11 protein-coding genes are annotated in these 13,799 nt (G+C 40.1%); 9 read left to right on the forward strand and 2 right to left on the reverse strand.

The genetic code is table 11. The features are described 5' to 3' along the window. The first annotated feature begins 2 nt into the window (after window positions 1-2). From FRX97_RS01340 to FRX97_RS01380, 9 genes are read left to right on the forward strand one after another with little or no spacing between them, the layout of a single operon-like run. Window positions 3-1,007: a sugar phosphate nucleotidyltransferase gene (locus FRX97_RS01340; protein ID WP_147012592.1), complete on the forward strand. Its 1,005-nt coding sequence runs from the start codon at window positions 3-5 to the stop codon at window positions 1,005-1,007. Then, entirely contained in the window at window positions 955-2,736 is a 1,782-nt protein-coding gene (locus tag FRX97_RS01345) for a tetratricopeptide repeat protein (RefSeq protein WP_170226975.1), read from the forward strand. Before FRX97_RS01340 ends, FRX97_RS01345 begins: the two co-directional genes overlap by 53 nt. Continuing rightward, window positions 2,711-3,613, forward strand: coding sequence for a DUF4292 domain-containing protein (locus FRX97_RS01350; protein WP_147012597.1), 903 nt, complete (start codon window positions 2,711-2,713; stop codon window positions 3,611-3,613). The genes FRX97_RS01345 and FRX97_RS01350 overlap by 26 nt, the downstream gene beginning before the upstream one ends. Then, window positions 3,591-4,805: a murein hydrolase activator EnvC family protein gene (locus FRX97_RS01355; protein ID WP_147012599.1), complete on the forward strand. Its 1,215-nt coding sequence runs from the start codon at window positions 3,591-3,593 to the stop codon at window positions 4,803-4,805. Before FRX97_RS01350 ends, FRX97_RS01355 begins: the two co-directional genes overlap by 23 nt. Window positions 4,806-4,842: 37 nt before the next feature. Beyond that, a complete protein-coding gene (gene tatA / locus FRX97_RS01360; protein ID WP_147012601.1) occupies window positions 4,843-5,028 on the forward strand; it encodes a twin-arginine translocase TatA/TatE family subunit in 186 nt (61 codons plus the stop codon). 11 nt (window positions 5,029-5,039) lie between these two features. Continuing rightward, entirely contained in the window at window positions 5,040-6,461 is a 1,422-nt protein-coding gene (gatA, locus tag FRX97_RS01365) for an Asp-tRNA(Asn)/Glu-tRNA(Gln) amidotransferase subunit GatA (RefSeq protein WP_147012603.1), read from the forward strand. Between the two features lie 29 nt (window positions 6,462-6,490). Next, a complete protein-coding gene (locus tag FRX97_RS01370; protein WP_147012605.1) occupies window positions 6,491-7,987 on the forward strand; it encodes a lytic transglycosylase domain-containing protein in 1,497 nt (498 codons plus the stop codon). Next, entirely contained in the window at window positions 7,926-8,984 is a 1,059-nt protein-coding gene (locus FRX97_RS01375; protein WP_147012607.1) for a DUF4837 family protein, read from the forward strand. Before FRX97_RS01370 ends, FRX97_RS01375 begins: the two co-directional genes overlap by 62 nt. Next, window positions 8,981-9,565: an alpha-ketoglutarate-dependent dioxygenase AlkB family protein gene (locus FRX97_RS01380; protein WP_147012609.1), complete on the forward strand. Its 585-nt coding sequence runs from the start codon at window positions 8,981-8,983 to the stop codon at window positions 9,563-9,565. Before FRX97_RS01375 ends, FRX97_RS01380 begins: the two co-directional genes overlap by 4 nt. Before the next feature lie 31 nt (window positions 9,566-9,596). Here the strand turns inward: FRX97_RS01380 and FRX97_RS01385 are convergent, their stop codons facing one another. Together FRX97_RS01385 and FRX97_RS01390 are read right to left on the reverse strand one after the other, a co-directional pair. Next, window positions 9,597-11,720 (reverse strand): M43 family zinc metalloprotease, encoded by a 2,124-nt coding sequence (locus FRX97_RS01385; RefSeq protein ID WP_147012611.1) that lies wholly within the window; start codon window positions 11,718-11,720, stop codon window positions 9,597-9,599. Window position 11,721: 1 nt separating this feature from the next. Continuing rightward, complete coding sequence (locus tag FRX97_RS01390) at window positions 11,722-13,797, reverse strand: M43 family zinc metalloprotease (RefSeq protein ID WP_147012613.1); 2,076 nt, start codon at window positions 13,795-13,797, stop codon at window positions 11,722-11,724. Window positions 13,798-13,799: the final 2 nt, after the last annotated feature.

Genomic DNA, 13,799 nt, shown 5'->3' on the forward strand with positions numbered 1-13,799 from the left:
CAATGAAAATTATAGTACCAATGGCAGGGCGCGGAAGCCGCCTTAGACCACACACTTTAACTGTTCCAAAACCACTTATACCCATAGCAGGAAAACCAATTGTACAGCGATTGGTAGAAGATATTGCAGGAGTTTGCGCTGAAAAAATAACGGAAATTGCCTTTATAATTGGGGACTTCGGGAAAGAAGTAGAGGAAAAACTAATTGGAGTAGCCGAATCTCTGGGGGCTAAAGGATCTATTTATTACCAAGATCAACCTCTAGGTACTGCACATGCAATAATGTGCGCCGCCGATTCACTTGATGGGCCCGTTATTGTTGCCTTTGCCGATACATTATTTAAGGCAGATTTTAAATTGGATAGCGACTCGGATGGTATAATCTGGGTTAACAAGGTTGATAATCCTTCCGCTTTTGGAGTGGTAAACCTAGACCAAGATGGCGTAATTAGAGAATTTGTAGAAAAGCCAGAAACCTTTGTTTCGGACCTAGCCATAATAGGAATCTATTTCTTTAAGGATGGAGCATACCTAAAGAGCGAATTGCAGTACCTGCTCGATAACGACATAAAAGATCGTGGCGAGTATCAAATTACCGATGCCCTTGAAAACATGAAAAAGAAGGGCACCAAATTTAAGCCAGGAAAAGTAGATCACTGGTTAGACTGTGGTAATAAAGATGTAACGGTTGCTACCAATGAACAATACCTTGAATTTATAAAGGATCAAAAGCTAATTGACAGCTCCGTTAGCACAAAAAATAGCGTGATTATAGAACCTTGCTATATTGCTCCTGGAGTTTCGATAGAAAACAGTGTTGTTGGACCGCATGTTTCAATCGGTGCAAACACTAAGATTATAAATTCTGTTATTCGCAAGAGTATTATTCAAGAAAATGCGTTGATTGAAAACAAAACACTTTCGAATTCCATGGTAGGTAATCATGCCAAAATACATGGAAGAGAAGAAGACCTTTCGGTTGGGGACTATAATGTTATTAAGCACTAGACTTTTACTTAAATCTATATTAATAGTTGGTTTGGGAGCATGTATTTTGCTTCCAAGCACAGCTATTTTGGCTCAAAAATCGGAGCGCGGAGAGGATCTTTCCCTTAAAGATGAAAGAAAGTTTCAATCGCTATTTTTTGAGGCCATAAAAGATAAAAGTTTGGGGAATAACAGAAGAGCTATTTCTGCCCTTGAAGAGTGTATTAAAATAACCGAAGACGAGGCAGCTGTTTGGTACGAATTGGCGCGGCTAAAGGCTTTTGAAGGAAGCTTTTACGATGCTATAAGAGATATAGAAAAAGCAATAGAGTTAGAAGACAACAATGTATTCTACCTCGAACTCGCTGCACAATTATATCGAGAAACAGAGGAATACAAAAAGGCGCTTAATCACCTTGAAAAAATTGTTGCTTTAAAACCTGGCGATGCAAATGCGTATCTAGATCAGGCCGAGATTTACGAAGAGCTTGGTGACCTTAGCAAAACAGAAAAACTTTACGCAAAGGCAATAGAGATTACTGGAGAAAGCTTAGAAATTTCTTACCGGAAAATTCAAGCCTTTGTACGTGCTGGTAAGCTTAATAAAGCGATACAAGAAACGGATTTGTTAATTGAAAAATTTCCAACCGTTCCGGAAATCAGAGAAATGAAGGCCGATTTCTATCTGATGCAGAATAATCTGAAAGAAGCCATATCTACCTTAAATAAACTCGCAGAAAGCAATCCTTTTTACACTAAAACCTTCCTGAAATTAGCGCTTATCTACGTTAACCAAGGAAACTTTGGGAAAGCTATTGAATACGCTAAACCAGCTTTTGCTTCCAAGGATTTAAACATCGACGATAAAATGCGTTTGATGTTGGTGTTTTACGAATCGAGTAACTTGGATAAAACCCATGTAGATAGCTATATAGATTTGGCCCAATCCCTTACCGAAGCCCATCCCCAAGATGGAAAATCATGGGCGGTTTACGGTGATATCCTATACAGGGAGGACCAAATAGAAAAAGCCCTCGAAAATTATAGAATCGTTACTCAATTAGCACCCGAAAAGCAACTGATTTGGGAGCGTGTTCTCGACGTGGAGTCGAGATTGGGCATGGTAGACTCATTGCTAAAACACGCTGTAAAATGCACTAAATTATTTCCATCCCAGCCTATTTTCTACCTGTACAGCGGCTTAGCGCACATTCAAATTGAAAATCACGACGACGCCACTTTTATCCTGGAGTCTGGTTTAGCACTGGTTATTAATAACCCCGCTATGCGCGTGCAGTTTCTGAACCTAATTGGTGATGCGTACACCGCGCTTAGAAAATTTAATAAAGCAGACAAGATTTACGAGGAAGCCCTATCAATAGCTCCCAATAACCCCCTTGTTCTCAACAATTACAGTTACAGCTTAAGTGAGAGAAATCAGAACTTAAAAGAGGCGAAAAAAATGATAGAGGCGGCACTTTCTGCCGACCCCAAAAATCCTAGCTACCTAGACACCTATGCATGGATACTATTTAAGCTAAACGATTACGACAAAGCAAGATTATACATCCAGCGTGCGGTAGATGCTGGTGGTGAAGACTCGGGAACCATATTAGAACACTATGGCGATATCCTCTTTAAAATGGGAGAAACCGAAAACGCTGTAGAGTATTGGTTAAAGGCGAAGTCGAAAGAAGGATATTCGGACAAATTAGACGAGAAGATTGAGAAGAAGAAGTGGTTGGAATAAGGCTTTTGCATTTTTAGGATGCCTTTTATTTTTAGCGAGTTGTGGAGTAAAAAAAGAACTTGCCAAGATTAATCGTATCCCCTGCAAGGAACTTATTGAGAAGGTAGAAAAGGGGGGAGACTTTCCAGAGGTGTTTGCTGCGAAGTACGCTTGCGAAGTATCCTTTGCCGATGGGAAAAATCAAAAATTTGGGGCCATCCTACGCTCAGAAAAAAATCGTGGTGCGAGTATTTCCATTTCACCACTTTTGGGCATAGAAATATTTAAAATCTACCTGTTTGAAGACAGTGTGGTTTTCTTGGATAAAATTGAAAAAACTTATTACTCAGGAACCTATAACTACTTGAGTGAAAAAATGGGAACTCCTATTAACCTGGATCTCATTCAAGACTTGGTTTCTGCCAAACCCCTTAAATACAAAGACAGCGACAAATATCGTTGCGATAAGGACAAGGACTTTTACATCGTAAAAAACGTTCCATCCAGAAAACTGCGGAAAGGTTTAGGTATTACAAAGGGAGAGAACTACGACAACGAGGCAGACTCGGTTTATTTGTACAACACAGTAAACAGGAAGTTAGCCAAAGCCCTAAAAAAGGACGATGACATTTTTGTTAAGCGCTATTTTGCCGATGGTGACTTTAATTTAAAACGCGTAGTTATTCACGAGGTAGAAAACAATCGTCTCCTCGAGATTAAATACGATGAACTACAAAACTTCTCAGGAACCTTTATCCCAAGACTCATAGAACTAGAGCTTACCAGTGCTGAACAAAACCTTAAGATTACCATCAACCCATCAAAATTTAAAGTGATGGATAGTTATGATGAATCGGTAAACATCCCAGAAAAATATGAACGCATCTCTATGGATTAGGGCTTTCACGATATTTTTTCTGGCCCTCCCTCTTACTATTTCTGCCCAGTCGAAAAAAGAACTAGAGCAACAGCGCAAGGCGTTAAACGAGAAAATAAATCTTACGAGTAAACTCATAAGTAAAAACCAGTCTACGGCTAAAAAACAGCAGTCAGAATTGGTTATTCTAGATCGTCAGATAGAATTTAGAAACGACCTTATTAATACTATCCACGAGGAGGTAGAGAAACTTCAAATCCAGATTAAGGAAAAAGAGGATAGCCTTTCCGTTAAAGAAAAAGAGCTTAAAAAATTAAAGGACGATTACGCAGATTTGATTCGTCATGCCTATAAAACCAGGAACATTCAGAATAAAATGATGTTCATCTTCGCCTCTAGAAGTATAAACCAGGCATATAATAGAATCAATTATTTAAGAAGACTTGCAGAGTACCGTAGATCACAGGCCGAGAAAATAGAGGCCAAGAAAAATGAAATTGTTAGGGATTTATCCATTCTAGCTGCTAAAAAGGATGAAAAAGAAATCTTGTTAAGCTCGCAACAGGTTGAGAAGAGCAGGCTCCTATCTGATAAAACTTATAAGGACCAGACCTTAAAATCGATAGAAAAGGAAACTGGAAAACTGAGAAAAGAACTGCGGGAGCAAGAACGAAGGAAAGAGCAAATAGCAAAACAAATAGAGCGACTAATTGCGGCGGAGATTGCAGAAAACAGAAAAAAGAGTTCAACCGGAAAATTCACACTATCTCCAGAGGCAACAGCCCTATCCTCAAACTTCGAATCCAACAAAGGTAAACTGCCCTGGCCGGTAGAAAAAGGGATAATTACCCGAAAATTTGGTCGCCAACCCCACCCCTATGTTAGTGGAGTATACATTAACAACGATGGATTAAACTTTAACACCGAGAAAAATGCCGAGGTGCGTGCGGTATTTAGAGGTACCGTTTCCAGCATATTGCTAATTCCTGGTGAGGGTAAGGTTGTAGTGGTAAAACACGGTGCCTACCGAACGGTTTACACCAAGCTTCAGAATGTTACCGTTAAAAAAGATCAAGAAGTTTCAACAGGAAGTGTGCTGGGTACGGCCATAGGTGTGGACGACTCCAGTAGTGAAACCCACATTGAAATTTGGAAAATTAGCGAAACCGAAAGGAAAAAATTAGACCCAGCCGCTTGGCTTATTGGGATATAAGATGTTTAACCTACTTTTGCTGCAAATATTTTAAATCATGTTGTTAGCCACTTTACTCGCCATGCCCGGAACATGGTCGATAATTCTTATTGTAGTAGTTGTTTTATTACTATTTGGTGGTAAAAAAATTCCTGAACTAATGAAAGGATTAGGTAAGGGAATGAAGGAGTTTAAAGACGCCACAGGTAAAGACGAAAACAAAGACGAAGAGAGCAACAAATAGTCCATTTATCAATGAAGTTTCATACTTACGCTGACATACAAGAACATATCAAATCTGGAAATTCCGTTTCTGAGGTTGTGGATCATTATCTCGAGGTAATTGCCGCTAAAAATCAGGAGCTAAATGTGTTTCTAGAAGTTTTTGAGGAGGAAGCGCGGAATGAAGCTCAACGTATTGATAAAAAAATCGCCAATAATTCTGCAGGGAAATTGGCCGGTATGGTTATAGCCATCAAGGACAATATTTGTTACGCCAATCACGAGATTAACGCCTCGAGTAAAATCTTAAAAGGCTTTACTTCTCAATTCACTGCAACCGCCTTACAACGGCTTTTAGACGAAGACGCAATTATTATTGGAAGAACCAATTGCGATGAATTTGCAATGGGAAGTTCCAATGAAAATTCGGCTATGGGTGTTTGTAAAAACCCCATTGATCCAACTCGTGTTCCAGGAGGATCATCAGGAGGTTCGGCAGCAGCCGTAATAGGTAATATGTGTACCGTTTCTCTAGGTTCTGATACGGGAGGATCTATACGACAACCAGCTAGTTTCTGCAACACGGTTGGTTTTAAACCAGGGTATGGCCGAGTTTCTAGATATGGATTAATAGCTTACGCATCTAGTTTCGACCAAATAGGTCCTTTTTCTAATAACATAGAAGATTCAGAGTTAGTTTATTCGGTAATGGCCGGAAATGACCCAATGGACTCAACAAGCAGTACCGCGCCGGTCACTCTTTCAAACGAGCTTAAAAGCAGCCCAAAGAAGATTGCATTCTTAAAACCTGCAATTAAAGCCCAAGGGATAGACTCAGAGATTGAAAAATACTTCGAAAAGGCAGAGGAAAAACTAACCAAGGCTGGATATGAAGTAACCTGGGTTGAGTTTAATTGGTTGGATTATTTAGTACCCATATACTACATTTTAACTACTGCAGAGGCTTCATCAAACCTTGCCAGATACGATGGAATGCACTTTGGTTTTAGAGACAAAAGCGCAAAAGGAATAGATGATATCTACGTGAAATCTAGAAGCAAAGGCTTTGGAGAAGAGGTAAAACGTAGAATTTTACTAGGAACCTTCGTTTTAAGTTCAGGTTTTTACGATTCCTATTTTGGGAAGGCACAGAAAATAAGACGACTGGTAAAGGAAGACACAGAAAAAATCCTCAAAGAACATCCAATTATTGCATTGCCTACCACACCATCGGGAGCATTTAAACTAGAGGAAAACACCGATGATCCTATAAAAATGTACCTTCAGGACATCTTTACCGTTCAAGCAAACATTACCGGAAAGCCTGCCATCTCATTACCTCTAATGACCGACAGTCAAGGGCTTCCAGTTGGTTTTCAGCTTATGGCGGATTCCAAGAAAGAAGACGAATTATTTGCCGTTTCGAAAGAAATTAACAAGCTACTGTTAGCCTAATTCGTATTTTGGCACCCCAGCTTTCAACTATGAGAATACTCGCAGTAATAACTTTTATTGCCCCGATTTTTGCATGTCTTATTGGTAGCGCTCAGCCTATCGATAAGCCTGACACCATCTATAACAAGCATAATTTAAAATCCTTGCCTGCTATAGAATTAGCTCGTTGGGACAAAATGTACATGGAAATGCTTTCCGAAACGGAAGAATTATCCAAAGATGTTCATCCCCTTAAAATCGCAAATACAGCTGGAAAAGAAGATTCAATTACTGCAGCTCGTTTGCGCAGTATGTCTTTTAAATCGCCTTTTAGTTTTCCATACAATAACAAAGTACAGGCCTTTATTAATATGTATTTGGGTAGAAAAAAGGAGCTTACCCAACGCATGTTAGGTCTTGCCGAATTCTACTATCCGGAAATTGAAGCAGCCTTAGATAAGTACGATTTACCTCTAGAATTAAAGCATTTAGTTGCCGTTGAAAGCGCTTTTAATCCAAGGGCAAAATCTAGAGCTGGCGCCGTTGGTATGTGGCAATTCATGTACGGTACAGGAAAAATATACGGTTTAAAGGTTTCCTCATACACCGATGATAGAATGGATCCTGCTAAGTCCACCGACGCCGCTTGTCGTTTCTTAAAAGATTTGTACAAAATGTATGGAAACTGGGAGTTGGCATTGGCAGCGTACAACTCCGGTCCTGGTAACGTTAATAAAGCTATTAGATACTCTGGTGGTCACCGTAACTATTGGAAAATATACAACTGGCTACCCAGAGAAACCAGAGGTTATGTTCCAGCCTTTATTGCGGTAAATTACATTTTTGAATACTACAAAGAATTAGGAATAGAGCCTATTGCCCCAGAGCAAATTTTCTCACAGGCGATGGATACCATTCACATCAACCACCCTTGGAACTTAAATGATGTTTCCGATGCCATAGGTGTTTCTAAGAATGAGCTCAAACTTTTAAATCCTTGTCTTAAAAGTGATTTTATTCCCTACCTCGATAAACCATATGTACTAAATGTACCATACAGAAATGCAATAAAATTTGCAGAACAGAAATCTGAAATCGAGGAAATTCAGAGTGCAAAGCGCGCAATGAAAGAGGAAAAACAGGAGGCACAAGAAAAGGTATTGGCTAGCAATAACGTAACGGGAGTGCACGTTGTTAGAAAAGGAGAAACCCTTTCACTTATTTCTAAGCTTTACGGATGCTCTGTTGCGGATTTAAAGCGCTTTAATGGATTAGTTAGCTCGAGGATAGATATTGGTCAAAGACTTAATGTTCCTACCAAAAATGGAAGAACAACGGCACAAACCAGTGCACCAGCAAAGCAATCTTACGACCCGTCGAGATACAAGTATTATACGATACAACCGGGTGACACCCTTTGGGATATAGCTCAGAAAAATGGAAGAATTTCGTACTCTGAACTTAAAAAGCTAAATCGCAGTCTGGATGTTAGAAACCTTAAACCTGGTCAGAAAATCATTATCGGAGTTAATAGCGCAAAAAGCTAAGAGCCCGCTTCTTCTTCTTTCTCTAAGTTTTATTTTTCTTGTATCCTGTGAAGACGAGGTTGTAGTTAAACCATCGTACACGGGAACTTCAGGTGAAATTGTTGTTATTGTTGAAAAGGCTCTTTGGACTAATCAATTAGAAGATTCTGTAAAAACCCTTTTACAGCCTAATTTCCCTATGCTCCCCCAGGCGGAGGCCATGTTTAATGTGCTCCACTACGATCCACAAGATGTAAACCAGCTAATAGAACGCCACCGAAACACTATAAAAATTGAGGTGGGAACCCCGAGAAAACCAGGCCTTAACTTTATTAAGGACGACCAAGCTAAAGGCCAGTTAACGGTTCTTATTCGCGCCGATGACCATTTGGGTGTTCTTGATTTACTTTCTAGCCGTGTTAACGATGTTATAGAACTAATACGAGAAGAAGAAAGGAAACGCTACCAAAATTGGCTTAGTCTTCACAGAGAAAAGGAGTTAGAAAAAAAGATACTGGACGAATTTGGTTACGCCATAATTCTCCCTAAAGGAACTCGGTTAGTTGAGCTAAAACCAGATTTCGTTCGATTGGATTGGGAACGCGAAAAAATTAAAGGAGGCACCCAGCATTTTATAAATCATGGCATCCTTCTTTACAAACACCCCTATGACAGCGACTCCATTTTCAATCCTGTAGCGATGCGAGATATTCGCAATCAAAACCTGAAAAGAATCCCCGGTCCTAGAAAGGGTACGCACATGACCACCCAAAATTTTTTCGAACCGGAACTTACAGCTGTATCTCCCAACCCTGGGTTTAAATACGCTGCAGATTTCAGAGCCTTGTGGAGAACCACAGAGTCCTTCCTTGGTGGTCCTTTTGTTTCGTTTGTTCAGGTGGATAAAAGTGGTAGCGAATTAATTATCTCCGAGGTATTTGTGCTTGCCCCTAAATTCAATAAACGAGAGTTTATAAAAGAAGCTGAAGCCATAGCTTACAGCGTTTATTCCCAATGAAGGAACTAATTCCTGGACAACTTATTCTCATTGAGCATTTTATAAACGCAAACACGGCGCAACAACATTTTGAGGAATTGCAAAGCGAAACGGCTTGGTTTTCGGATACCATTACAATGTTTGGCAAAGAATTTATCCAGCCAAGGTTAATCAATTTCCAAGGCGACCCTGGTTTATCTTATGTGTACTCAAAAAAAGAGTATACGACTGCTATATGGCACCCAAGTGTGTTGAGTATAAAGGAAGCCATCGAAATCCAGTTTCGGAATAAAATTCAATTTAACTGCGTTTTAATGAACTATTATCGCAACGGCAGCGATAGTATGGGCTGGCATGCAGATAATGAACCAGAGCTAGGAGAAAACCCGAGTATAGCATCCCTTTCTTTGGGAGGAGTACGCGTGATGAATATTAAGAACAAGAAAAGCAAACGGCTTACAAAAATCAGCCTCAATCCAGGTTCTCTTCTATTAATGAAAGGTGCTTTTCAAGAAAACTTTATTCACGCTATTCCCAAAACAACAAAACCCGTGCCTCCTCGCATAAACCTAACTTTTAGACAAATAAAAAAGGGGCTATAAAGCCCCTTTTACCTATAGCAATTGAATAAACTTACTTGGTAACCATTACTCTTTTTGTAACGCTCTGTCCATCGCTGGTTAAGCGAACCAAGTAGGCCCCGTTACTTACATCACTTAAGTCGATATCAACCGTATTGGAAGTAGTGGTTAGAGATCCTTCAAATACCTGTTTAATCCTTTTTCCAACCAAGTTTAATAGCTCTACTTTAACATCCAAGTCATTTGCTAAAGCTACCTCCAAAGTTGTGCTCTTTGTTGCAGGGTTAGGGTAAAGAGAAACGCCTAAATCCAACAGTCCATTCTCGGCAATTCCAACCGTTTGAGCAATTCCAATGTTATCAACGAAAATGTTATTACCACCACCCGCTTCAAATGTTAATCTGAATTGGAAGTTGTCTGTTTTCATTTCATCTGGAATAACAAAGCTTTTCTTAGCCCATTGGTCTGGTGAAGTTGGAGTAAACTCAGAAGTCATGGTTCCAGCCGTTACAATTTTTGTAAAGCCCAGTGAACCTGCCGAGTACCATGTTTCTCCACAGTCGTTGGTGAAGGATACTGTTAACTTATCTCTGTTGGTTGCAGATCTTCTGGCAAAGGCTAAATCAAAGAAAAATACAGCATCACCCCCAGCGGCACCACTTAAATCTATGGTGTTAGAGAAAAGAATATCCTCGCCTTCATCTGAAGAAGCAGTGTAGTTTCTAATGTACAAGCTCTTTGAACCACCGTTTAAACTAACATTTGAAAGGGTCCAACCAACATTACCTTTATCGTTTATTACCTCGTAATCGTCTAGGGTATTTAAATCAACATTTTCGATATCATCTGAAAATGGGAATCCTCCACGTTCTCCACCACCATTGATTTTGATCTCTCTAGTAGTGCTTAGGGTATCAACTCCATTGGTTACGGTTAGTGTTACAGTTTTTAATCCCCCTGTTGAAAAAGTTACAGATGGATTGTATGCTGTACTGGTAGCAGGCTCACCATCCTCGAAAGTCCAAGTTCTTGCAGTTATTTTGTGGAAAGATCTATCGATAAACGAAATAGACTCTCCCAAACAATAATTTACATTATCGTTAAACTCCATTTCCGCAACACATAAAGTCGTAGGAGGAGTTTCTATAGCATAATCAGCACCGGTAGCCTGAAGGTTAGACGCAGTGTAAAGGTTTTTTCTACTGTTATCACTTTGTAAAGATGCACGCATTCTATTCGATTGCCCTTGTGTAAAGTTTACAGCACAACTAGAGTAATCCATAATGTTTTGCACATTATCCAAGGAGTTACATGAAGTGCCACCTAAATCACAAGTTGAAGGATATCCAATTGTTACCGGAGTATCCGCTACACCGTCATCACAATTACAGCCTCTTGAAGCGTCTCCAGCAGAAGCACAATTCCCCCAAGTGTGGAATAGGCTAAACCAGTGTCCTACCTCGTGGCTCGTTGTTCCCGCGTTGCTTTCGCTACTTGTTCCTATACTTCCTATGTAATTATGGCCACAAACGATACCATCGGTAGCAGGATTTTGACCTGGGAACTGAGCATAACCTGCTATTACACCACCATTTGCACCCGGCTCTATTGATCCAACCACATAAACATTTAGGTATTTGTTACTTGGCCAACCATGATCTCTCTTAAGCTGCTGAATTGGTGATCTGTTGCTGTAATACGTGTTGGGATCGTAATAGCGAATAATACCATTTGTACAATTTCCATCCGGGTCTTTAGTCGCAATTCTAAACTCCACCTCCGTATTACCGATAATTGGCTTAAACTGCTCAACTACGTTCTCCAATTTGGGTGCTCTAGCCAAAAAATCGTTGTTTAAAACGGTAATTTGGTTTCTAACTTGAGATTCGCTGATGTTCTCGGGACCAAACTTGTGGAAAATGTGGAATACCACAGGTATGATAAGCGTATCTGCTTTTGAGCCTGGTTTGTACTCTCTATAAATTTCCTCCCACTTTTGGTTTTCTCTTTTCTGCCAGTCATTGATTAACCTCTGCTTTTCGCTTTCGCTTAAAGATTCATCGGCTCTAACAATTTCTGGGTAGGTTAGAGTACCACATTGCTGTGCTGAGGAATTGATAGAAAAACCACCAATTAACAGGGCAAATAGGCTTAGTTTAAGGGCAAACTTTTTCATACTATTTTATTATTACGGGAAGGGTTTTAGTTCCCGATTTTGTAATCACCGAAAAGTAATAAATTCCGTTGCTGATATCTCCAACAGAAAGTTCCCAATTCTTTGAGTCTTTCTGTTTAGCATTAACTGCTATTTTCTGTCCAATTTGGTTACTCAAAACCAGATATTCTATTTCTCGGTCCGTAGTAATTTGGAAAGAAGAGTTAGCTGAGGTTGGATTGGGGAACAAATCAACCTTAACCTCATCCAAGCCACTAATGCTCATTGCTTCAGTAACCTCTAGTCGATCTATAAATACATTATTTCCTCCCCTGTGGGTATATTTAAATCGTATTCTTACAGATTCACCAGCATATCCATCAAGCTCAACTTGTTTTTCTCTCCACTGTGCAACTGAAGTAGGTTCGAAACTGTTTTCTCGAGGAGAAGCGGTTGCAAATTCGTCTCCTGCTATAGTCGTTAAGCTATCCCAGGTTAAACCGCAATCATTAGAAATAGAAACTTCTAAAAAGTCATTCTTTTGTTCGTTGTTTTTGTACACATGAGAATAGGCAAAACTCATATATGGGAAAACACCATCTGGAATTTGAATTAGCCCCGATGTCATAATATCCACATTATTAAAGGTGGTAACAAAATGGGTGTATAGGCCAGCGCACCGGTCATCTCTGTACCCCATACCTTCAACAATTTCCCAAAAAGAGTCGTCTCCTGGATTCTCTCTTGTAAAATAACCTTCAGGAGCCGGTTCGAATAAGAAAGGATTATAGAAATTTTCAATTGCAGGGAAATCCATTGCTCCTGGATCTGCAACTGTTACATAATCCTGCTTAGTTGTTACCAAGCTATCACCATTATCATCGTAAATAGTAAGGGTTACATCGTAAACCCCACTTTCGTTATATAAAATGGTTGGATTTTTCTCTGTGCTAACACTTGGAATCCCTCCTGGGAACGTCCATTTCCACGCATCCACCCCAAACAAACTTTCATCTAAGAAGCTAACTTCTGAACCAGGACATATTTCTTCCGTCGCAGATTGAAGAGAAAATTCAGCCTTACATAAATAATCTGGGAAGCTATCTCTTGGATAATCTGTACCTGTTACAACCGCGTTTGCCGCAGAGGTTAAATTACCTCTATCACCAATGTTCCCAGCAATAAAATTGAGCATTCTATCTTTTTGGCCATTGGTAAACATACGCGCCAAACAACCTGTATAATCCATGTAATTATGAACATTATCTAGGGATCCACAGGTGACACGATTAGGGTTACAGCCAAAACCTCCTGTGGTTAACGGGGTGTCCTCCACCTCGTCATCAAATTCGCAATTACTAGCCATTCCCGGAGTATTGGTCGGCCCCCAGGTGTGACGCAATCCTAACCAATGCCCAACTTCGTGGGCCATGGTAGACTGCCTTGTTCCTCCGCGCGAAGTTCCAATAGTACCTGTTAAATCACTTCTTACTACAATTCCATCGATATCGGGCCCCACCGTTCCGGGGATGTAAGCATATCCTCCTGCACCGCTTCCAATATTCCTAACAACGTAGACATTTAGGTACTTTCTAGCGTCCCATTGGCGACCTTGTTTGACCTCATCGCCAGCACTGCTTGTTCTGCTATCTCTATATCTAATTATTCCAGTGGTGCACTCACCCTGAGGATCTTTTGTCGGCAATCTAAATTCTATACCAACATCCGCAATTATCCCCTTAAAAGCTGGCGCTACTTCTGTGGTATCCCACATTTCGTTGTTGTATCTCAGGTTTAAGTTGGCTACCTCACTCTTTATTTGAGCATCGCTAATGTTTTCGCTACCCCCATCGTGGATGATATGAAATACAATAGGGACAACCAGATGATTGCTTTTGGCACCCGTTTTTTCATCTGAGGAAGCTTGAATTTTTTTGATTCGCTGTTCTAGCTGGCTTGCCTTTTCTGCCCATTCTGGATGGGTAGCATGGTAGGCTTCCGTCATTTCAACCGTTCCACAGTTAAAATGCTGTGCCTTTAAACCAGAAATTCCCGCCAAAAGGGCGAGAATTCCTATGTTGATTTTCTTCAAAATCATAT

This window comes from Luteibaculum oceani (assembly GCF_007995015.1).
GTDB classification, from domain to species: domain Bacteria; phylum Bacteroidota; class Bacteroidia; order Flavobacteriales_D; family Luteibaculaceae; genus Luteibaculum; species Luteibaculum oceani.

Bases quoted from the DNA above. Each gene is read 5' to 3' on its own strand.
- FRX97_RS01345 (WP_170226975.1), top strand. From the start codon at position 955: ATGGAAGAGAAGAAGACCTTTCGGTTGGGGACTATAATGTTATTAAGC.
- gatA (WP_147012603.1), top strand. From the start codon at position 5,040: ATGAAGTTTCATACTTACGCTGACATACAAGAACATATCAAATCTGGA.
- FRX97_RS01340 (WP_147012592.1), top strand. From the start codon at position 3: ATGAAAATTATAGTACCAATGGCAGGGCGCGGAAGCCGCCTTAGACCA.
- FRX97_RS01390 (WP_147012613.1), bottom strand. From the start codon at position 13,797: ATGATTTTGAAGAAAATCAACATAGGAATTCTCGCCCTTTTGGCGGGA.
- FRX97_RS01385 (WP_147012611.1), bottom strand. From the start codon at position 11,720: ATGAAAAAGTTTGCCCTTAAACTAAGCCTATTTGCCCTGTTAATTGGT.
- tatA (WP_147012601.1), top strand. From the start codon at position 4,843: ATGTTGTTAGCCACTTTACTCGCCATGCCCGGAACATGGTCGATAATT.
- FRX97_RS01375 (WP_147012607.1), top strand. From the start codon at position 7,926: ATGTTAGAAACCTTAAACCTGGTCAGAAAATCATTATCGGAGTTAATA.
- FRX97_RS01355 (WP_147012599.1), top strand. From the start codon at position 3,591: ATGAACGCATCTCTATGGATTAGGGCTTTCACGATATTTTTTCTGGCC.
- FRX97_RS01380 (WP_147012609.1), top strand. From the start codon at position 8,981: ATGAAGGAACTAATTCCTGGACAACTTATTCTCATTGAGCATTTTATA.
- FRX97_RS01370 (WP_147012605.1), top strand. From the start codon at position 6,491: ATGAGAATACTCGCAGTAATAACTTTTATTGCCCCGATTTTTGCATGT.